At 67.8% G+C, this 19,594-nt stretch carries 22 protein-coding genes; 14 read left to right on the top strand and 8 right to left on the bottom strand.

The genetic code is table 11. The annotated features are described in order from the left end of the window. Nucleotides 1-111: 111 nt before the first annotated feature. From OHA18_RS41915 to OHA18_RS41905, 3 genes are all read right to left on the bottom strand, one after another. On the bottom strand, nucleotides 112-840 hold the full coding sequence (locus OHA18_RS41915; protein ID WP_329000984.1) for a hypothetical protein: 729 nt from the start codon (nucleotides 838-840) through the stop codon (nucleotides 112-114). Then, nucleotides 840-1,592, bottom strand: a complete 753-nt coding sequence (locus tag OHA18_RS41910) for an SDR family NAD(P)-dependent oxidoreductase (protein WP_329000983.1) — start codon at nucleotides 1,590-1,592, stop codon at nucleotides 840-842. Before OHA18_RS41910 ends, OHA18_RS41915 begins: the two co-directional genes overlap by 1 nt. Before the next feature lie 805 nt (nucleotides 1,593-2,397). After that, nucleotides 2,398-2,907, bottom strand: a complete 510-nt coding sequence (locus tag OHA18_RS41905) for a flavodoxin domain-containing protein (RefSeq protein ID WP_329000982.1) — start codon at nucleotides 2,905-2,907, stop codon at nucleotides 2,398-2,400. Between the two features lie 218 nt (nucleotides 2,908-3,125). Here OHA18_RS41905 and OHA18_RS41900 point away from each other — a divergent pair, with 218 nt between their 5' ends. Next, nucleotides 3,126-4,052, top strand: coding sequence for an ATP-binding cassette domain-containing protein (locus tag OHA18_RS41900; RefSeq protein ID WP_329000981.1), 927 nt, complete (start codon nucleotides 3,126-3,128; stop codon nucleotides 4,050-4,052). A 40-nt stretch (nucleotides 4,053-4,092) separates the two neighbouring features. After that, nucleotides 4,093-4,614, top strand: coding sequence for a pyridoxamine 5'-phosphate oxidase family protein (locus OHA18_RS41895; protein WP_329000980.1), 522 nt, complete (start codon nucleotides 4,093-4,095; stop codon nucleotides 4,612-4,614). A 1-nt stretch (nucleotide 4,615) separates the two neighbouring features. On the opposite strand, the gene OHA18_RS41890 is transcribed toward OHA18_RS41895, so the two are convergent. Beyond that, on the bottom strand, nucleotides 4,616-4,936 hold the full coding sequence (locus OHA18_RS41890) for a hypothetical protein (RefSeq protein ID WP_329000979.1): 321 nt from the start codon (nucleotides 4,934-4,936) through the stop codon (nucleotides 4,616-4,618). Nucleotides 4,937-5,158: 222 nt separating this feature from the next. On the opposite strand from OHA18_RS41890, the gene OHA18_RS41885 reads away from it, so the two are divergent. From OHA18_RS41885 to OHA18_RS41870, 4 genes are all read left to right on the top strand, one after another. After that, nucleotides 5,159-5,581 carry an Hsp20/alpha crystallin family protein gene (locus OHA18_RS41885; protein ID WP_329000978.1) on the top strand — a complete coding sequence of 141 codons (423 nt, stop codon included), beginning with the start codon at nucleotides 5,159-5,161 and terminating at the stop codon, nucleotides 5,579-5,581. Between the two features lie 69 nt (nucleotides 5,582-5,650). Continuing rightward, nucleotides 5,651-6,895: a type III sulfide quinone reductase, selenoprotein subtype gene (sqr, locus tag OHA18_RS41880; RefSeq protein WP_329000977.1), complete on the top strand. Its 1,245-nt coding sequence runs from the start codon at nucleotides 5,651-5,653 to the stop codon at nucleotides 6,893-6,895. Continuing rightward, a complete protein-coding gene (locus tag OHA18_RS41875) occupies nucleotides 6,892-7,212 on the top strand; it encodes a TusE/DsrC/DsvC family sulfur relay protein (protein WP_329000976.1) in 321 nt (106 codons plus the stop codon). The genes sqr and OHA18_RS41875 overlap by 4 nt, the downstream gene beginning before the upstream one ends. A gap of 10 nt (nucleotides 7,213-7,222) precedes the next feature. Continuing rightward, nucleotides 7,223-7,732 (top strand): DsrE/DsrF/DrsH-like family protein, encoded by a 510-nt coding sequence (locus OHA18_RS41870; protein WP_329000975.1) that lies wholly within the window; start codon nucleotides 7,223-7,225, stop codon nucleotides 7,730-7,732. 162 nt (nucleotides 7,733-7,894) lie between these two features. On the opposite strand, the gene OHA18_RS41865 is transcribed toward OHA18_RS41870, so the two are convergent. The 3 genes from OHA18_RS41865 to OHA18_RS41855 are packed head-to-tail and all read right to left on the bottom strand — an operon-like array spanning nucleotide 7,895 to nucleotide 9,901. Then, nucleotides 7,895-8,311 (bottom strand): hypothetical protein, encoded by a 417-nt coding sequence (locus OHA18_RS41865; RefSeq protein ID WP_329000974.1) that lies wholly within the window; start codon nucleotides 8,309-8,311, stop codon nucleotides 7,895-7,897. Nucleotide 8,312: 1 nt separating this feature from the next. Further along, complete coding sequence (locus tag OHA18_RS41860; RefSeq protein ID WP_329000973.1) at nucleotides 8,313-9,095, bottom strand: universal stress protein; 783 nt, start codon at nucleotides 9,093-9,095, stop codon at nucleotides 8,313-8,315. After that, nucleotides 9,092-9,901: a 2-oxo acid dehydrogenase subunit E2 gene (locus OHA18_RS41855; protein ID WP_329000972.1), complete on the bottom strand. Its 810-nt coding sequence runs from the start codon at nucleotides 9,899-9,901 to the stop codon at nucleotides 9,092-9,094. The genes OHA18_RS41860 and OHA18_RS41855 overlap by 4 nt, the downstream gene beginning before the upstream one ends. A 237-nt stretch (nucleotides 9,902-10,138) precedes the next feature. Between OHA18_RS41855 and OHA18_RS41850 the strand changes: the two genes are divergently transcribed. The 7 genes from OHA18_RS41850 (at nucleotide 10,139) to OHA18_RS41820 (ending at nucleotide 17,633) form a co-directional block, all read left to right on the top strand. Beyond that, a complete protein-coding gene (locus OHA18_RS41850; RefSeq protein WP_442914435.1) occupies nucleotides 10,139-11,662 on the top strand; it encodes an aldehyde dehydrogenase family protein in 1,524 nt (507 codons plus the stop codon). 12 nt (nucleotides 11,663-11,674) lie between these two features. Beyond that, nucleotides 11,675-13,036, top strand: a complete 1,362-nt coding sequence (locus OHA18_RS41845) for a DUF779 domain-containing protein (protein WP_329000970.1) — start codon at nucleotides 11,675-11,677, stop codon at nucleotides 13,034-13,036. Between the two features lie 12 nt (nucleotides 13,037-13,048). Then, nucleotides 13,049-14,131, top strand: coding sequence for an NAD(P) transhydrogenase subunit alpha (locus OHA18_RS41840; protein WP_329000969.1), 1,083 nt, complete (start codon nucleotides 13,049-13,051; stop codon nucleotides 14,129-14,131). Continuing rightward, entirely contained in the window at nucleotides 14,128-14,442 is a 315-nt protein-coding gene (locus OHA18_RS41835) for an NAD(P) transhydrogenase subunit alpha (protein WP_329000968.1), read from the top strand. Before OHA18_RS41840 ends, OHA18_RS41835 begins: the two co-directional genes overlap by 4 nt. Beyond that, nucleotides 14,439-15,836, top strand: a complete 1,398-nt coding sequence (locus tag OHA18_RS41830; RefSeq protein ID WP_329000967.1) for an NAD(P)(+) transhydrogenase (Re/Si-specific) subunit beta — start codon at nucleotides 14,439-14,441, stop codon at nucleotides 15,834-15,836. The genes OHA18_RS41835 and OHA18_RS41830 overlap by 4 nt, the downstream gene beginning before the upstream one ends. 10 nt (nucleotides 15,837-15,846) lie before the next feature. Further along, nucleotides 15,847-16,806, top strand: a complete 960-nt coding sequence (locus tag OHA18_RS41825; protein ID WP_329000966.1) for an Acg family FMN-binding oxidoreductase — start codon at nucleotides 15,847-15,849, stop codon at nucleotides 16,804-16,806. 215 nt (nucleotides 16,807-17,021) lie between these two features. Beyond that, complete coding sequence (locus tag OHA18_RS41820; RefSeq protein WP_329000965.1) at nucleotides 17,022-17,633, top strand: Rv1733c family protein; 612 nt, start codon at nucleotides 17,022-17,024, stop codon at nucleotides 17,631-17,633. Between the two features lie 42 nt (nucleotides 17,634-17,675). On the opposite strand, the gene OHA18_RS41815 is transcribed toward OHA18_RS41820, so the two are convergent. Beyond that, entirely contained in the window at nucleotides 17,676-17,969 is a 294-nt protein-coding gene (locus OHA18_RS41815; protein WP_329000964.1) for a 2TM domain-containing protein, read from the bottom strand. Nucleotides 17,970-18,120: 151 nt separating this feature from the next. Here OHA18_RS41815 and OHA18_RS41810 point away from each other — a divergent pair, with 151 nt between their 5' ends. Beyond that, complete coding sequence (locus tag OHA18_RS41810; protein WP_329000963.1) at nucleotides 18,121-19,563, top strand: DUF4389 domain-containing protein; 1,443 nt, start codon at nucleotides 18,121-18,123, stop codon at nucleotides 19,561-19,563. Nucleotides 19,564-19,594: the final 31 nt, after the last annotated feature.

Here is a 19,594-nt window from a genome sequence, read left to right as displayed (position 1 = left end):
CGGGGACTGGCAGCGCACGGTGCAGGACCGACTGGACGGCGTCGCGGAGCAGTGGCGGGAGAAGTAGCTGTCGGCCATGACCTCAAACCGACGAGCTGGCATCGACGAAACTTAGAGCTCACGGGGCTCGGCCCGGTTCACGCCGAGCCGCCACAGTTCGACTCCGACCCAAGTCAGCCAGACGAAAAGCAGTACGCCGTACAGCGCATAGGCCCCGCCGAGGACAGGGCGGAGAGCCTCCGACACGATTCCGATCGCGCCCGTGGCCACCCCGAGCAATGCCAACGGCTTCGGGAAAACGCCTTGCAGCATGAGCAGTGAGACCAGGAGGAGGCCGAGTGTCTGCAGTACGCCGATGACAGCGGGTACGTCGTTGAGCGCCGACAGCACCTCGGCGCCCGCGACGTACGAGGCTCGATCGGCCGCCGTGGTCGCCTCCGCGTACCTGCCGCTCAGCACGATCATGGCCAGCGAGCCGTCGCCGGTAGTCGGCCAAGCGAACGAGACCGCCCAGGAGGACACTGCGACCAGGCCGGCGACGACTGCGTAACTCCTGCCGTACTGGCGGATCGCGACCGCCAGTGCAAGGAAGACCACCATCAGGAACAAGCTCGGCAGTAACCACAGCAACTGCCGAACGATGTAGCTGCCTCGGTGCGTGTCGACGTACTCGAGCATCGCCGCGCCGCCGGATGTCGGCGGTGCGGCGGTGACAGCGACCATGATCAAGGCGGCGGTGTACAGGGCGACCGCACAGCCCGCGGCTACCCCCGCGGCTCGATAGAGCGGACGCCAGGACGCGTCGAGCCCGGCCTGGTCCGACTTCGGTGTAGCTCCCATCAGCGTGCGATGTACCCGCCGTCGATGTACAGCTCGAGGCCGGTGACGAACGAGGCATCGTCACTCGCCAGGTAGGCGACGCCGGCGGCGATCTCCTCCGGACGGCCGAGACGTCCCATCGGCGTGAGTTCGGTCATCGTGTTCCAGAACGGCGTACCGCGGGCCGAGTCCAGGATCGCGGTGTCGATGAACCCTGGATGGATCGAGTTGACCCGGATGCCGTCGGGCGCCCAGTGCAGCGCGGCGTTCTTGGTCAGCGTCCGGACTGCTCCCTTCGCCGCGTGGTACGCCGGCGACGTACCGAAGCCGCCGCTCGTGCCGAAGATCGAGCTGATGTTGATCACCGACGCGTGTCCGGACGATTTCAGGTACGGCGCGCTGGTCCGCATGCCCAGGAAGACACCGGTCTGGTCGACGTCGATGGTGTGCTGCCAGTCCTTCAGAGTCGTTTCCTCGATCGTGGCCAGGTCGCCCATCCCGGCGTTGTTGACCAGGATGTCGATGCCGCCGAACTGCTCGGCGGCCACCGTGCAGACGGTCTCCCAGTCCGCTTCGCTCGCGACGTCGTGCCGCGCAAAGCGGGCCTTCGCCCCGGAGTCACGGAGGGCTTCCGCGACTGCTTCGCCGGCTTCGACCGCGATGTCGGTCAGCATCACGGCCGCGCCCTCTGCCGCGAGTCGCCAGGCGGTCGCCTTCCCGATGCCACTTGCCGCACCGGTCACCAGCGCGACCCGGTCGTCCAGTCTGCCCATGCCATTCGCCTCCTCCGGATAGGTCTCACGGCTCCAGAGTTCCAGCGCCACGCAGCGACGGGCAGATCCCGTTGGGGCCTCGCAGTCGAGACCTTGGTCCCTGCCGGACCGGACTTTCGGCCCTGCAGACCGCCTCGGGACCGCGGTGCACTGGACGAGACGAGGAGGATCGTCGAAGGCAGGTCCCGCGAGCGGGAGACCGTAGCGGAGGCTGACGTCTCGGACCGCGACAGTGGAAGCGGGTCCTCCTCGCCATGATCGGTTGGAGAGCGTGTCGAGGGGCGCGTCGCTCCAACTGGCGAGCGCCGTGCGACCGTGACCTCACCGGCCGCACGGCACTTGCAGCCCGGAAGTGACTTTCGGTCCTGCCGGACCCGCGAAGCAGCTGCACTCGTGTCCTCAAGAACCAGTAGCCCTCGAAAGCAACCAGAGGTTGCCGGCTCAGGGGTGGTTCGATGCGGCGACTCTGGTGCGCGACGATCTCGATGACCTGATCCGTCGGGAGCCGGGACGGCCGGGTCCGCGAGGCTGATGCCGTCGATCCATTCCGAGACGACGTACCGCGGTCGCCGGCCGGCGTCGATGTCGAGCAGGCGTGGCAAACCGATCAGTACCGCGCCACGGTGTGCGTGTCGCCACAGGTCCCGGCGAGGAATCGGAGCAGGACCCGCCGGTTGAGACGTTCATCCACGATCCGGTCTCCCGTTCGGGTCGGCTGTCGCTCGAATCACACTCTGCGTCGTCGAAACCTCGACGACGCAGGGAATGAGGTCCCGAGCGGATCGCCGAAGGTCCCGATGACGGTTCAGGGCTGGACGACGGCCGTCCGGAGGGCGGTCGCGATGCCGTCCGACCAGGCGTGGATCTCGGGCCAGTCCCTGGAGTCGCCGATCAGGTGCTCGAGGTCTTCGCGGTGGGCGCCGATACCGGCGACGGCCTCGGCCTGTAGGTCACCGGCGAACGTCTTGGGCGGGTTGGGGTGGATGAGGTGGGCCAGCCTGGCGACGTCGGGTGGTAGAGGCTGGTTCTGGTTCTTGCTGGGGCCGATCGGGCCGCTGTGGAAGAGCCAGACCTGGCGGTTGCGGAGCTGGCGCTCGTGGTCGCGGAGGAAGCGGACCGCCTCGGGACGCCAGCGCCCCCGGTAGATCGCGCTGCCGAGGACAACTGCGTCGTACTCGCTGACGGCCGGCGCGGCACCGATCTCGCGGACGTCGACCTGGTGGCCGGCGGTACGGAGTTCGGCTCCGACGACCGCCGCGATAGTGGCGGTCGCACCCATCTTGGTCGCGTAGGCGACCAGCACCTTCTTGGACATCACAACATCTCCTTCCATCAGCACGCGAAGAGATCCACGTGTGCCTCTGCGTTCAGCGTGTTTCGGTCTCAGCGGCGGCGGCAGGGACGTAGGGCCCGGATCGTCAGGGCCGACCGGTAGCGCGCGACAGGTACAGCGACCGTGGGAGTGAGGCCCGAGGACTGTGGTTCGAGTCACAGGCGCGGCCGGAGACTCGAAGCAATGAAAGGGAGGCTGAGATGAGCACGGTGGAGCGGTTGGACGAGGCGGTAGTGCTGACGGGTCTGTCGGCCTACGGAACGCGGTTCTCGGACCTGGTCGTGCGCTACGGCGAGGTCGTCGTACTGGCCGGACCGAACGGTTCGGGCAAGAGCACGGTCAGCCGCGCGGTCGTCGGCGATCTGCCCGCAGCCGGCTCGGCCCGAATCCTGGGGATGGACCCGATCGAGGATGCGGCGGACCTGAAGGGACGCCTCGGCTTCCTGGTCGAGGACCTGCAGACGATGGGGTCGCTGACTTCCCGGGACGTGTTGGACATCTGTGCCGCGGTGCGCGAGTGCGGTACGTCGTACGCACACGAACTCGCCGCGCGACTGGGACTGGACCTGGATCAGCCGATGGCCGAGCTGTCCCGTGGTCAGCTGCGTCGGCTGGGAATCGTCCAGGCACTGATGCACAAGCCGGAACTGGTCGTCCTGGACGACCCGATGACCGAACTGGACGACGCCGCCCGCGAGGCGCTGCCGCCGGTACTGCGTGAGGCAGCCGCCCGCGGTGCCGCCGTACTGGTGACCGCACAGTCTCCCGCCGAAGCGCAGTCGTATGCGGACCGCATCGTCCCGCTGTCGACCTCGCCGGCCGAGACCGCGCCGCCGGCCGTCGCTCCGCTGTTCACGCCCGCCGACCTGGTCGAGGAACCGTCGCCCGCCTCCAGGCGCCGCCGATCGCCGGCACCTGACCCAACGCCCATCGCCGGTGTGCCCGAACCAACTCCGGCGGCCGACGAGCCGCAGAGCGAGCCCAGGATCGACTCGAGCAACGAGGCCCTGGGACCGATCCCGGCTCCACCTCGCCTCAGGGTCCGGCGCTACCGCCAGCGGTGCCGTCTCGGCACTCCCAACCGCGCCAGGCGCCCCCGTGCTGAGGGGCGACCTCCACCGGACTGAGTCAGTCCGCGACGCGACCACGACGACAGGAGGAACGAGCATGACAGGACAGGTGGGACGACAGAGCAGAAAGTTGCCGCCCGGCAACAGGCAGTTGACGAAGGAGCAGATCTGGCGACGGATCACCAAAGCCTCGTTCGCGGTGCTGAGCTACGTGACACCGAACGGTGAGCCGCGGTCGAGCGGAGTCGTCTACGCCGCAGCCCATGGCAGGCTGTACGTCGCGGTCGCACCGGACAGCTGGAAGGCGCTGCACATCCCTGCCACCGACCAGGTCGCGGTAACGGTGCCCGTACGGCGTGGTGGCCTGCTCGCGCAGCTGTTCCCGATCCCACCGGCCACGATCAGCTTCCACGCACGCGCCGTCGTACACCCGACCGGTCGACCCGACATCGCGTCGGTGTCCTCCGAACTGGCAGCCCTGGTGCCGGCCGAGCGCATGGCCGAGTGCCGCATCGTGGAGATCTTCCCCGAGGGCAACTTCCTCACCTACGGCATCGGCACCTCACTTCTGGAGATGCGCACGCCCGACCGCGCGCGTTCTCGCGTCCCCGTCGGCTGATTCAACGCTTCTGGCTCGGTTTGGGGATCGACACGATGGTCCAGATGACCGCGAACAGGATCACGAGGGTGAGGCGGAGGCCTTCGGACCAGGATGTGGTCCAGACGGCCGTGGCGAGGACCCAGGGGAAGAGCACGACCCAGACGAGGATCTCGAGCAGGATCGGCAGGTCCCGGATCCAGTTGGCGACGTCGTCGATCCGGCCGGAGTTGAGCAGTACGAAGAACAGCACCCACATTCCGGCCATCCACCCGAACCATCCGTTCGATCCACGGGTACGGCGTACGTCGACCGCGGAACCGCTGGTCGTCGGCTTGGACATGATGCCTCCCTTCAGCAGGCAAGCAAGGCGGCGGACGACGCCGCCCTCAACCCGAGCATCCGCCGACCGCAGACGGTCGTCCTGAGTCGTTCGTCCCCTCGACGCGGCCGGGCGGCGCCTGGCATGAGGGCCGAAGGTCCGTCTCGTCCGGTGCGTTGTGCCCTGCTGTGCGGCCGCGACGCGGTGTGTGGTGGAGGTGAAGGTCAACCGAAGGGAGACACCATGACGACACTCCAACACAGGGATGGCCGGCGTCAGTTCGCGGACCTGCTCGACTGGGCCGAGGGCTTGCCGAGCCTGTTCACCGTACCGGCGGTGATGCGTGATGTCCGGATCGAGGAGTTCACGTCCGACGGCAGGTATGTCGTGCGGGCAGAGCTGCCTGGTCTGGATCCGGCGAAGGACATCAAGGTCGAGGTCGCGAACGGCATACTGACCGTTACCGCGACTCGTCAGCAGGAGGAGCACGACGGTACTCACTCGGAGTTCCACTACGGCACCCTGCTGCGCAAGGTGCTGCTGCCGGAAGGAGCCGACGAGAAGACCGTCGCCGCGAAGTACACGGCCGGAATCCTCGAAGTGACGGTGCCGATCTCGGCGAAGCCTGCCGAGGCGCGCACGATCGCGATCGAGCACACCGACTGAATCCACCCGGCCCGGCCGGCCGCAACCGGTCGGGCCGTGTCATGCAATCAGCCGCGAAAGGACGAGATGATGAGACGGTTGGTGATCCTTGGTGGCGGCACAGCCGGCACGATCGTGGCCAACAAGCTGCGGCGCCGGCTGGCGCTCGAGGACTGGCAGATCACGGTGATCGACCGGGACCGCGAGCACTTGTACCAACCCGGCTTGCTGTTCGTTCCCTTCGGGGGTCGGGAGGATCTGCGCAAACAGCGCCGGCAACTACTGCGGAACGGCATCCAGTTCCTGATCGGCGAGGTAGGTGCCGTCGACCCGGAGCAGAAATCGGTCCGGTTGACCGACGGTGACGTCGTCAGCTACGACTACCTGGTTGTTGCCACCGGCACCAGCTCGCGACCGGACCAGACGCCGGGGATGCTGGGCGACGAGTGGCACCGCAGTATCCACGATTTCTACACGTACGACGGTGCGTTCGCCCTTCGGGAAGCCCTGCAGGGATTCACCGGCGGCCGGCTCGTGGTCCACGTGGTCGACCAGCCGATCAAGTGCCCGGTCGCTCCGCTGGAGTTCACCTTCCTCGTGGAGGCGTTCCTGCGCGGGCGTCAGATGCGCGACCAGGTCGAGCTGGTCTATGTGACACCGCTGGACGGTGCTTTCACCAAGCCGATCGCCTCGCGGTACCTCGGGCAGTTGCTCGACGATCGGAAGATCGCGGTCGAGGCGGACTTCCTGGTCGAGCGGATCGACGCCGAACGCAAGACGCTGGTCAGTTACGACGAACGCGAGATCGGCTACGACCTTCTGGTCACCGTGCCGCTCAACATGGGCGCCGACTTCATCGCCGCGTCCGGTCTTGGCGACGAGCTGAACTACGTACCGGTGGATAAGCACACGCTGCAGTCCGTCGCGCACCCGGACATCTTCGCCATTGGGGATGCCAACGATCTGCCGACGTCGAAGGCCGGCTCGGTGGCGCACTTCTCGAGCGATATCTTCGTCGAGAACTTCCGCCAGTACGTCGAAGGTGTCGCGATGACGCACCGTTTCGACGGACACGCGAACTGCTTCGTCGAGACCGGCGACGGCAAGGGCCTGTTGATCGACTTCAACTACGACACCGAACCGCTGCCCGGGCGTTTCCCGCTGGGGCGGCTCGGTCCGATGTCCCTACTTCGCGAAACGAAGGCGAACCACTGGGGGAAGCTCGCGTTCCGCTGGATCTACTGGCACCTGCTGCTTCCCGGCCGCTGGTTGCCGCTGCCCGCTCGGATGTCGATGAGCGGCAAACACCGACCGGACGAGGAGGTCCGACCATGACCGCAACCGTCGTCAGCGTTGGCGACACCACCATTCACGTCGATTCCGAAGGTTTCCTCACCGAGTACGGCGAGTGGACCGAGGGTCTCGCCGGGCAGCTTGCGGCGCGGATCGGGATCGAGCTCACCGACGAGCACTGGAAGGCGATCCGGTTCCTCCGCGCGGACTATCCGTCCCATGGTGAGACCGCCACGCTGCGACGGGTGTCGACACTGGCCGGCATCCCGATCAAGCAGCTGTTCGTCCTGTTCCCCGGCAAGCCGGCCAAGAAGATGGCGTACGTCGCCGGCCTGCCGAAACCCCGCGGTTGCGTGTGAGGAGACAGCCATGACAACCACAGCACCGTTCGTCGTACCTGACTTCGGCGACGAGGCATCGCAAGGCCGCAAGCTGGCCATCATCTGCTCGAAAGGCAACCTGGACATGGCCTATCCCGGCCTGATCCTGGCCAACGCGGCTCTGGGCGAAGGTGTGGAGACCCATCTTTTCTTCACCTTCTGGGGCTTCGACATGATCACCAAGTCGCGGATGCACGACCTGAAGTTCACCATGCTCGGCAACACGGCGACTCACATGCCGCAGGGTCTCGGCGGCTTGCCCGGAATGACCGCGATGGCCACCCACCAGATGAAGAAGCAGATCCACGACATCGGCGTACCCGACGTACCGGAGTTCCTGGAACAGATCGTCGCCTCCGGCGGTCACCTGTGGGCCTGCCGGATGTCCGCCGACATGATGCACCTCAACGAATCGGACCTCTATGACGACGTCGAAGGAATCATCAGCGCCGCCGATTTCATCGAGAAGACCGACGGCGCCCAGATCATCTTCATCTGATCGAGATTCGCGCGGCCCGCGTCCCCGGGCCGCCGCCCGCCCCAACACGCGTGGATATGCATTCATGTTGGGGGTTCTCTGCTGGTGTGCGAGCGGAGAACCCACATCGGCAAAGGATATCCAGCTATTTGCTGGACGGGTTGCAACAGGTAATCTCCGGCGTCAACCCGTTGCGCCTCGCTGGGTCCGGAAGGCGTGGCGGGTTGCTGGTAGGGCGAAGGCGAGGGCGGGGAGGGACCAGAGCCAGAATCCCCAGCCGAAGAGCATCAGGGCCAGGTGGAAGGCTACGACGGCTATGTAGCCGACACGTGGGGACTTGGCCATGAGTACTGCGATGGTCAGTTCGGTGGCTGCGAGGAGGAGGGCCCAGAGGGTTGCATAGGCTATGAAGATGTTCTGCCAGGCGTCGTACACCCAGTCGAAGAGGGCGGCGTCGGCGAACGGGCGGTAGGACTCCGGGGTGGTGAGGGCAAGGAAGACGTGCACGCACGCACCTGAACCGAAGAGTGCGATGAAACCCCATCGGATGGCGCGCCAGACCGGAGTCGCGGTTGGAGTGGTCGCGGGGTGGACGGTCATGTCAGCCTCCGACGGCGGCCGCGGGGATGATGGCGACGGGGCAGTCGGCGTGGTGGAGAACCGTTTGGCTGACCGAGCCGATCAGCATGCCGCTGAACCCGCCGCGGCCGCGGGCGCCGAGGACGATCAGGTTCGCGTCGGCGGCGAGACGGAGGATGTGTTCGGCGGGGTGGCCGGTGATCTGGATCAGCTCGGCGTCGCTACTGCCACGAGCGTGGACCGCCTCGCGGAGTTCGGTTTCGGTGAGCCGGTGCAGGTCGGTGCCGGCGGGCTGGGCTGCGACGACGCGGACGGCGAGGTCGTGGCGGCGGGCGTAGTCGATGCCGAAGTCGAGTGCGGCCTGGCCGGCCGACGAGCCGTCGTACCCGATGACCACCCGGATGCCGGCCTCGGCGCCGAGATCGGGTCGTACGACGACAACCGGGCAGCGCGCGTTCGCGGCGAGGTCGAGGCCGGTCGAGCCGACGAGGGCGCCGACCATCAAGGCAAGACCGCGGCTGCCGATGACCACAAGCTTCGCGTCGCCCGACGCCTTCACCAGGATCGTTGACGGCGAGCCGTGCTCGATCCGCGGATCGAGGTCCACGGTGGGCTCCAGGTCCCCTGCGAGGGCGACCGCCTTGTAGACGACGTCGCCGGCCGCGGATGCGGAGCCACCGGGTGTGACGACCGTGATCAGCGTGAGCGACGTCCGCAGCGAGGCGGCTTCGGTCGTCGCCCATCGGATCGCTACGTCGGCAGCGGGCGAGCCGTCGACGCCCACGACAACTGGTTGGTCGTTCATGCTGATCTCCTCGAGGTCGCACGGGGGATGCCGTCGCCAGCGGTCAGGAGCTCGCGCAGGCGGCGTACGAAGCGGGCCGTGGGTGCGCCGTCGACGACGTCGTGGTCGACGCTGATGGTCAGCTGCAGCCAGTCCCGTTCGACCAGGTGGCCTTGAAAGAGAATCGGGCGGCGCGTGATGCCGCCGATGACGATGCTGAGCGTGTGCAGTTGGACGGCGATGCCCCAGCCGCCGCCGGCGCCGAACATTCCGACGGCGGTCACGCCGACGGTCCCGGCGAGTGCCTGCTGCCGGCGGGGCAGCCGGTGCAGCGAGCCGAGCAGGCGGGTGCGGACGAAGCCGGGAAGCAGCAGGTACGCGTGCGCCCAGGGGGCCTTGTGGACCGAAGGACTGAGCTGCGGATCCGCCTTCACCGCGCGAATCTCGTCAGACAGCTCCTGCACGGTGCGTCGGCCCGCATCCCGCAGCACGTGGGTGAACGCGAAGGACGTTCCGTCCAGGTCGACCTCGACGGGCAGGCCGATGTCGACCTGGTCGAAGGTCACCTCGCGGCCGCGGAGGTTGCGATACGCCTGGACCGTCGGGTCGGCCGCGACCGCGCGAGCAATACAGCTGGTCACGAAGGCGGTGAAGGAGAGATTCTCACCGGTCGTCTCGCAGTACCGCCGTAACGCACCGCGTGCCGAGGTCACGTCGACCTCGATCAGGCCGTGAATGGCATGCCGGCGGCGGGCGGCTCGGCCGGCGTCGATCACCAGTCGCCGTGCCCAGGGTACGGCGACGACCTTCGAGTGCAGCTGATGCACGGTCCACCTCCAGAGCCGATGCTCCGAGGATGAGCCGCGTGCGCTGCCTCCCGCACCGGCCGATCGGTACCCGCGGACCGGGACCTTGGACCCCTACCGCCGTCCCGGTCCTGAACGGTGCCTTGTCTGTCGTCCAGATCACAGCCGTCACCCGCCGGACGGGTCTTTCGGCCCTACGGGCGTCGGGTGGGCGGGCGTTGGCTCGAAGGGCATGGACCCATCGAGTCGAAGGAGACGATCATGCAGTACGTAGCACCCGGGAAGCCCGGGAGTCCGGTCGAGGTCGCACCGCAGTACGAGAACTTCATCGGCGGCAGGTGGGTCGAGCCGTCGGCTGGAAAGCACCGCGTCGACCTGAGCCCGGCCACGGCCGAGCCGATCACGGAGGTCGCTGACTCGACCCCCGAGGACGTCGAACTGGCGCTCGACGCCGCGCACGCCGCCAAGGACGCCTGGGGTGAGAAGTCTGCCACCGAGCGGGCCGAGGTCCTGAACGCGGTCGCCGACGCGATCGACGCGAACAAGGAGATGCTGGCCGTCGCCGAGAGCTGGGAGAACGGCAAGCCCGTCCGCGAGACGCTGAACGCCGACATCCCGCTGGTCGTCGATCACTTCCGGTACTTCGCCGGCGCGGTCCGGGCCGAGGAAGGCCGTACGACGGAGATCGACAAGGACCTGGTCGCGTACCACTTCCGTGAGCCGCTCGGTGTGGTCGGTCAGATCATCCCGTTCAACTTCCCGCTGCTGATGGCCGCGTGGAAGCTCGCGCCGGCCTGGGCCGCCGGCAACTGCTCGGTGATGAAGCCGGCGTCGCCGACGCCGTGGTCGATCCTGAAGCTGGCCGAGGTGATCGGAGATATCGTGCCGCCCGGCGTGATGAACGTGATCACCGGCCCGGGCGCCGAGATCGGCAAGGCACTGGCGACCAGTGGCCGGATCGCCAAGATCGGGTTCACCGGTGAGACCGTCACCGGCCGGCTGATCATGCAGTACGCCGCGCAGAACCTGATCCCGTCGACCGTCGAGCTCGGCGGCAAGAGCCCGAACATCTTCTTCGGCGACGTGATGGCGCACGACGACAAGTTCCTCGACAAGGCCGTCGAGGGCCTGGTCCTGTACGCGTTCAACAAGGGCGAGGTCTGCACGTGCCCGTCGCGGGCCCTGATCCAGGAAGACATCTACGACGAGTTCATCGCCCGGTGCCTGGACCGGATCGCCGCGATCAAGCAGGGCAACCCGCTCGACACCGACACCCAGCTCGGCCCGCAGGTTTCCCAGGCGCAGCTCGAGAAGATCGAGTCGTACGTCGAGATCGGCCGCAACGAAGGCGCCGAGGTACTGATCGGCGGTGAGCGCGCCAAGATCGCCGGCGAGTTCGAGCACGGCTACTACTTCCAGCCGACCGTCCTGCGCGGCCACAACAAGATGCGGGTCTTCCAGGAGGAGATCTTCGGCCCGGTTCTCGCCGTCACCACGTTCAAGGACGAGGCGGAGGCGCTGGCGATCGCCAACGACACCCTGTACGGCCTCGGCGCCGGAGTCTGGACCCGCGACGGAAGCCGCGCGTACCGGATGGGCCGGGGCATCAAGGCCGGCCGGGTGTGGACGAACTGCTACCACCAGTACCCGGCAGGAGCGGCGTTCGGCGGTTACAAGATCTCCGGCATCGGCCGGGAGAACCACCGGATGATGCTCGATCACTACAGCCAGACCAAGAACCTCCTCGTCAGCTACAGCGACGAGCCCCTCGGTCTGTTCTGAGTGGACCTCGACATGACAGCCGTCCGCATCACGGCCACCGCGGCCGCGCGTCAGGCGATCCGACACCTGAGCGAGAGCCGCGGTGCGCCGGTCATGTTCGTCCAGTCCGGTGGCTGTTGTGCCGGGAGCACACCGATGTGCTACCCGGAGCACGAGTTCCTGGTCGGCCCCGGCGATCTGCTGCTCGGCGAGATCGAGGGCAGCCCGTTCTACATCGACCGGCAGCTGGACCAGACCTGGGGCGAGTCGACGTTCCAGCTCGACGTCGCGCCCGGCGGTCCCGAGGGGTTCTCCCTGCCGGCCGGGCTCGACGGCCATTTCGTCACCCGATCCCACATCTGTTCTGTTGAAAGGACTGTCATGAAAGCAGCAGTTGTCACCGACTTCCGAAAGCCCCTGGAGATCCAGGAGCTGCCCGTTCCGGATCCGGGGCCGGGCGAGGTTCTGGTCCGGATGGAGACCAGTGGGCTGTGCCACACCGACATCCACGCGGCCCACGGTGACTGGCCGGTCAAGCCGACGCCACCGTTCGTTCCCGGCCACGAAGGCGTCGGTGTGGTCGAGAAGCTGGGCGCGGGCGTGACCGAACGGGCGCTCGGTGACCGGGTCGCTATCGCCTGGCTCGGGTACGCGTGCGGCAAGTGCCGGTACTGCATCGGCGGCTGGGAGACGCTCTGCCCGGAGCAGCGCAACTCCGGCTACTCCGTGAACGGCAGCTTCGCCGAGTACGCCGTCGTACCTGCTGCCTTCGCGACGCGGGTACCCGACGGGGTTTCCTCGCGGGACGCCGCACCGCTGACGTGCGCCGGAGTGACAACGTACAAGGCGATCCGGGTGGCCGGCGTGGCGCCGGCCGAGACCGTCGCGATCTTCGGGATCGGCGGACTGGGGCACCTCGCGCTGCAGTATGCGCGGATCGCCGGCGGCATCACGATCGCGGTCGATATCGAGAACAGCAAGCTGGAGATGGCCGAGAAGCTCGGTGCCGATCATGTCGTGAACGCGGCGACGACCGACCCGGTGGAGGCGATCCAGGCGCTCGGCGGCGCGGACGTCGCGGTCGCGCTCGCGGCCAACCCGCAGTCGTTCGACCAGGCGTTCCGCTCGCTGCGGCGGGGCGGCCGACTGGTCTGCGTGGCCTTGCCGGCTGATGATGCGGCGCTGAGTCTGCCGATCTTCGACACGGTGCTGAACGGCAAGACCGTGATCGGGTCGATCGTTGGCACGCGCAACGATCTCGACGACGTGTTCGCGCTGCACGCTGCGGGACGGACCACGGTGATCGCCGTCGACCGCAAGCTCGACGACGTGAACCAGTCGATCGCGGACGTACTGGCCGGCGACGTTCCGGCCCGTGTCGTCTTCCAGTTCTGAAAGGCCTTGCAGATGAGCATGCTGATCGGCTGCCCGGCCGAGACCGAGTGGCACGAGAGCCGCGTCGCAGTCACCCCCGAGGTGGTGGCGCGGCTCGGCCGGACCGGCCTGGACGTGATCGTCGAGTCCGGCGCGGGACGCGACGCGGGATTCCCGGACGAGGAGTACGTCGCGGCCGGGGCGCGAATCGCCGAGCGGTCGGAGATCTACGAGGAGGCCGACATCCTGGCGGTCATCCATCGGCCGGACTGTCAGCGGCTGCACCCCGGTCAGATCGTGATCGGTCTGCTACGCCCGGACGACGCTCCCGATGAACTGGCCGGCGTCACGGCGCTGAGCTTCGAAGGGCTGCCGCGGACGTTGAGCCGGGCGCAGTCGATGGACGTGCTCACCTCGCAGGCCAATGTGGCCGGATACAAGGCCGCAGTACTCGCCGCGGACACCTTCGGCGGCTTCTTCCCGATGATGATGACCGCAGCGGGGACTGTGCGCCCCGCCAACGTGCTCGTGCTCGGTGGGGGAGTCGCAGGACTGCAAGCGATGGGTACGGCGCGACGCCTGGGCGCACTCGTCACCGGGTACGACGTCCGTGCGGCCGCGCGCGCCGACATCGCGTCGACCGGAGCCGCGGTGCTCGACCTGGACGTCACTGCCGAGGGAGAGGGCGGCTACGCGCGCACACTGACCGAAGAAGAACAAGCGGATCAGCAACGCGCGCTGGTCGACGCGATCCGGTCCTTCGACATCGTCATCACGACCGCTCAGGTGCCAGGGCATCGACCACCGGAGTTGGTGCCGGCCGCAGCGCTGGCGGCGATGGCGCCAGGGTCCGTGGTCGTCGATCTGGCCGCCGGTCCGCTGGGCGGCAACGTCGCGGGATCTGTGCCCGACGGGCGGACCGTGACCGAGAACGGGGTCGTAATTCTCGGGGCGGGCAACCTCCCGGCGCAGGTGCCGCGGGCCGCGTCGTCCGCCTGGGCCCGCAACGTGGCCGCCCTGCTCGACTACCTGATCCACGACGGTTCCGTCGTACTCGATCCTGAGGACGAGATCACGGCCGGGCTGCTCGTGCATTCGAAGGAGACAGTCTCATGACACCGGTACTGCTCGCCGACATCACGGTCTTCGTACTCAGTGTGCTGGTCGGGTTCGAGGTCATCAGCAAGGTCCCGGCCACCCTGCACACGCCGCTGATGTCCGGCGCCAACGCGATCCACGGCGTGGTCGTGGTCGGCGTCATGATTGTTGCCGCGAGCATCGATACGACGGTCGGGTACGTGCTGCTGTTCGTCGCCGCGATGTTCGCGGCCGCGAACGTGGTCGGCGGGTACGTCGTCACCGATCGCATGCTCGAGATGTTCCGGATCAAGCCGAAGCCGGAGCTGGATTCGAGGGCCGGACGATGACCACGACCACGCACCTGCTCTACCTGGGTACGGCGATCTGCTTCGTGCTCGGACTGCACCTGATGAACTCGCCGGCGACCGCTCGCCGCGGCAACCAGCTGTCCGCGTTCGGGATGGCCGTGGCGATCGCGGTCACGGTCGTCGTCCTCATCGACGACGGGACGATCACCGCCACGGCAGCGATCGTCCTGGCCATCGGGGTGGCGGTCGGCTCCGGCGCGGGCCTGCTGGCCGCGCGGCGGGTGAAGATGACCGCGATGCCTCAGCTCGTCAGCCTGTTCAACGCCGTCGGCGGTGGAGCAGCGGCCCTGATCGCATTCACCGACGCGCTGCCCGGGTCGGCGGGTCAACCGGTCAGCACGACGCTGACCACCTTCCTCGACGTGCTGATCGGTGCCGTCACGTTCTCGGGCTCGGTGATTGCCGCGGGCAAGCTGGCCGGCCTGGTACCAGGACGGCCGCTGACGTTCGCCGGCGCACGCGCCCTCAATCTGCTGCTCGGACTGACCGCACTGGTCGCGGGTGTCCTGTACACGGCCCACGTCGGTGGTCTGGGAATGCTCGGAGTCCTGACCGGTGCCGCGCTGGCCCTCGGCGTACTGATGACCCTGCCGATCGGCGGAGCGGACATGCCGGTCGTCATCTCGTTGCTGAACGCATGTACCGGTACGGCGGTGGCGATGGCCGGCTTCGTGATCGGCAGTACGCCGCTGATCATCGCGGGCGCCCTTGTCGGTGCGGCCGGTGCCATCCTCACCAAGCTGATGGCGGTCGCGATGAACCGCTCGCTGCTGAGCATCGTGGCCGGCGGCTTCGGCACAGGTGATGAGCAAGCCAAGCCGGCCGTTACCACGACCGGGACGGTCCGGTCGGTCACCGCCGACGATGCGGCCCTGCAACTGGCGTACGCCGGGAAGGTCGTCATCGTCCCCGGGTACGGACTGGCTGCGGCGCAGGCCCAGCACGAGGTGGTCGAGCTCGCGCAGGCGCTGACCGAGCACGGTGTCGACGTCAGCTACGGGATCCACCCGGTGGCGGGCCGGATGCCCGGTCACATGAACGTGCTGCTGGCCGAGGCGAACGCGCCGTACCCGCAGCTCAAGGATCTGGACGAGATCAACCCGCAGTTCGCGGCGACCGACGTCGTACTGGTGGTCGGCGCCAACGACGTCACCAACCCGGCCGCGCGCCGGCCGGGCAACGCGGTGTCCGGGATGCCGATTCTCGATGTCGACAAGGCCCGCAGCGTCATCGTGGTCAAGCGCTCGCTCGGCCACGGGTACGCCGGGATCGACAACGAGCTGTACACCAACCCGCGCACCGCGATGCTGTTCGGCGACGCAAAGGTCGTGCTGACGGCCTTGATGAACGAACTCCAGGCCTACGTGCACTGAGGTGATGGCGATGAATGAGCTGATGGATGCTGATCGGGACGAGATGCTGCGGGCTGCCGTAGTGGCACCGTCGATGCACAACACCCAGCCGTGGCGGTTCCGGTTCGTGGACCGGACGGTCGAGGTGTACCGGGACCGCGAGCGGGAGCTGCCGGCCGAGGATCCGTCCCGGCGGATGTTGTTCATCTCGCTGGGCGCCGCGATCTTCAACCTGCGGGTGGCGGCCGCAGCGCGCGGAATGGGCTCGGAGGTGCGTCACCTGATCGATCAGCGGAGGCCGGATCTCATCGCCGTCGTGGAGTTGGGACGGCCGCCGAACGAATCGCTGGCGGCGCTCGCGCCGTACCTGTCCGAGCGCCGGACGAACCGGGAGCCGTTCACGGACGAGCGGTTGTCCGAACAGGTCCGGGTCGAGCTCGGCCTGTGTGCCCGGATGGAGGGCGCAGTACTGCAATGGCTCGATACCTCGGCCCGGCAGTGGTGGTTGCGGATGGCAACGAGCGAGGCGGAGGCAGCGGACGACGCGTCGTCCGCGCGGACCGCGGAGCGGGGACGGTGGATCGGTGGGGATCGGCCGGACGACGGCGTGCCGTCGAGCGCTCTCGGTTCGCGGGCGGCCGGCAGTGACGCGGTGGTGCGTGACCTGGCTGCCACGCCGGCCGATGCCGTCCGCCCGGTGGCCGACTTCGAGCGGGAGCCGCAACTGGCCGTCCTCGCGACCAGGTACGACGGTCCGATCGAGTGGTTGCGTGCCGGGCAGGCGTTGGAGCACGTGCTCCTCGAAGCCACCGCGCGAGGGCTGTCCACGTCGTTGCTGAACCAGGCGATCGAACACGAGGAACTCCGGGTGCAGATCAACGATCCGCTCGGCCCGTGGCAGCGACCGCAGACGGTGATCCGGTTCGGCTACGGGCCTTCGGTCCCGCCGACACCTCGCCGTGCCGTCGGGGACGTGCTGATCCGCGATTGACGGAGGGCCGGGTGGTCCGCGAGCTCGGGACCTTGGGCCCTGACCGCGGCGGCCCGCCCGGGGCGACTCTGAAGAGGCAGGGGAAAGACCGGCTCGCCGGAAGCGGACAAAGAAGAGGTGGCGACAGGCCACGAGACTCACCGTCGTCAAGACGGTCCCGCTCCGGAGAGCCGGTCCCCTGCGACCAAGCAGAGGGCTTTCCAGAGGGGGTAGTCATGAGTAGCGTGAAGCACCGTTCGGGGGAGCTCTGGGTGCTTATGCAGGCCCGCCGGCTGGGAGGACGACGCAATCCGTTGCGGCGCTCGACGGACCGGATCGAGACCGCGCTGTTGTGGTGCACGCTGGTTGCGGCGCTGTTGCTGATCCCGGTCGGTGCGGCCGTCGGTACGGGCGTACAGAACTCCCTCGACGCCTCCGCGGCGCGGCAACGGGCCGTCCTGCACCAGGTGCAGGCGCGAACCCTGGAGAGCAGCGAGCGTCAGGTGCCGGCAGTGCAAGGGGACGTGCTGTCCCAGGTCCCGGTCTCGTACGTCGACCCGCGGGGCGCCGAACAGCGGCGCATGACGAGCGTGGTGATCGGTACGAAGGCCGGTGCCGAGGTGACGATCTGGCTCGACCGTTCCGGGAATATCGTGACCGCGCCACTCTCGAAGTCGGACAGCGCCGCATTCGGAGGCACGGCGGGCTTCTTCACCGTCCTCGGTGGGTGGCTCGCGCTGTGGGGCGTCTTCAACCTGGCGAGAGTCCCACTGAACCGCCGCCGCTCCCGTGAGTGGGACGCCGAGTGGCTGGCCATCGCGCCACGCTGGTCGCGAGGTCAGAAGTAGAAGGCCGCAGCCGGTCCTGATCAGGACCGGCTCCTTTGCTGATCACCGGCGCCGGGCGATGCGGTCCATCGTGGTCCGGATCGAAGCCTCGGTGGGCTGTGGCCACAGCACGTCCCAGGCGTGGAAGACGATGCCGATGCCCCAGCCGAAGATCGGGAAGACCGGCCAGAAGAAGCCGGCTCCGCTGACGTACCAGATGATCACCACGAAGGTGTTCACCAGGATGAACGCCATCAGGTGAGCGGCGAGCTCACGCCGCTTGCGTAGCTCGGTCACCGCTCGTTCGCGCAGGTCGCCATCGGTCCGCGTCCTGTCGAGCACTGTCTTGTCGTCCATGACTGCCTCCTAGCTCATCACTTCCACCGTGTGCCGATGCCAACCGACCGAACAGGGCACGAGGACGTGCCCTGCGCGGGACCTTCGGCTCTGCTGGTTCGGCTGCGGCCGTTCGACGCTGGCTGTGACGGACGAGTGATCGGAGGACGCGATGAGTACCGTGATGAGCTCGGGGACGTACCCGGTTCGGGTGGACGGGGCGCTCGACGAGCGGCTGAATCGCTGGTTGTGGTTGGTGAAATGGGTGTTGGTGATCCCGCACCTGTTCGTGCTCGCGGTGTTGTGGATCGCCTTCGCGCTGCTGAGCTTCGTGGCGTTCTTCGCGATCCTGTTCACCGGGCGGTACCCGCGTGGCATCTTCGACTTCAACGTCGGGGTACTGCGCTGGACCTGGCGGGTGCAGTTCTACGCGTACGGCGCTCTAGGCACCGACAAGTACCCGCCGTTCACGTTGCGCGAGGTGCCGACGTACCCGGCGCATCTCGAGGTGAAATACCCGGAGCACCTGTCCCGCGGACTGGTGCTGATCAAGTGGTGGCTCCTGGCGATCCCGCACTACATCGTGGTCGGGTTCTTCGTCGGCAGCGGGACCTGGTTCGTGAGCCAGACCGACAACCGGGCCTGGGCCTGGAGCGGCGGCCTGGTCGGCCTGCTCGTCCTCGTGGCGGCGGTAGTGCTGCTGTTCACCGGACGGTACCCGCGGTCGGTCTTCGACCTCGTGCTCGGCATGAACCGCTGGGCGTTGCGCGTCGCGGCGTACGCCGGCCTGATGGTCGACCAGTACCCGCCCTTCCGCCTCGACATGGGCGGTGACGACCCCGGTACGACGAAGCTGCATGAGCAACCGCGACCGCCGTCGAGCCCACCACAGCGAGATCCGGAGCTGAGGATGTCGGCCGGACGCACGGTCGCCCTGGTGATGGGAATCCTCGTGACGCTGGCTTCGGTCGCCGGTCTGGCTGTCGGGGGAGCTCTTGCCTGGCTGGACCAAGGCCGACGGGATTCGGCGGGCTACATCACCTCGGATCAGGTCACCTTGACCACGACGGGGTACGCGCTGACCAGTGAGAACCTCACGGTCGACGCCGGCGGTACGTCGGTGCCGCATCGGTGGTTCGGCGACGCGCGAGTGCGAGTCGCGGCGACCGACGGTACGCCGGTGTTCGTCGGACTGGCGAATTCAGCGGACGTGCGCTCGTACCTGTCCGGAGTCGGTCATACGACCGTCAAGGCAGTCGGGCCGAACCGGACGACGTACGACGACCATGCCGGTCAAGCGCCGTCGTCGCTGCCGGCCACGCTGAAGATCTGGCGGGTGCAGGCGTCCGGGCCGGGCGAGCAGACGATCATCTGGCCGCCCGAGAACGGCGACTGGACGCTCGTGGTGATGACTGCCGACGGCAGTCCGGACGTCAGCGTGCGGGCCGATGTCGGTGCCACCGCACCAGCCCTGGAGTGGGCCTGGATCGCAGTGCTCGTGAGCGCGGGTGTCTTCTTCCTGCTCGGTCTGGCCCTCGTACTGGTGGCGGTCGTCCGGCAGCCGAAGCCAGGACCTTCGGCCCTGCAGACGCCCCCGGTCCCGCCGGTGGAATGAAGGCAACGGATACCACCGATTAAGGAATCGA

This window comes from Kribbella sp. NBC_00709 (assembly GCF_036226565.1).
Lineage (GTDB): Bacteria > Actinomycetota > Actinomycetes > Propionibacteriales > Kribbellaceae > Kribbella.
The sequence above is the reverse complement of the archived record's forward strand: the minus strand, read 5'-3'. Positions and strand labels throughout refer to the sequence as shown.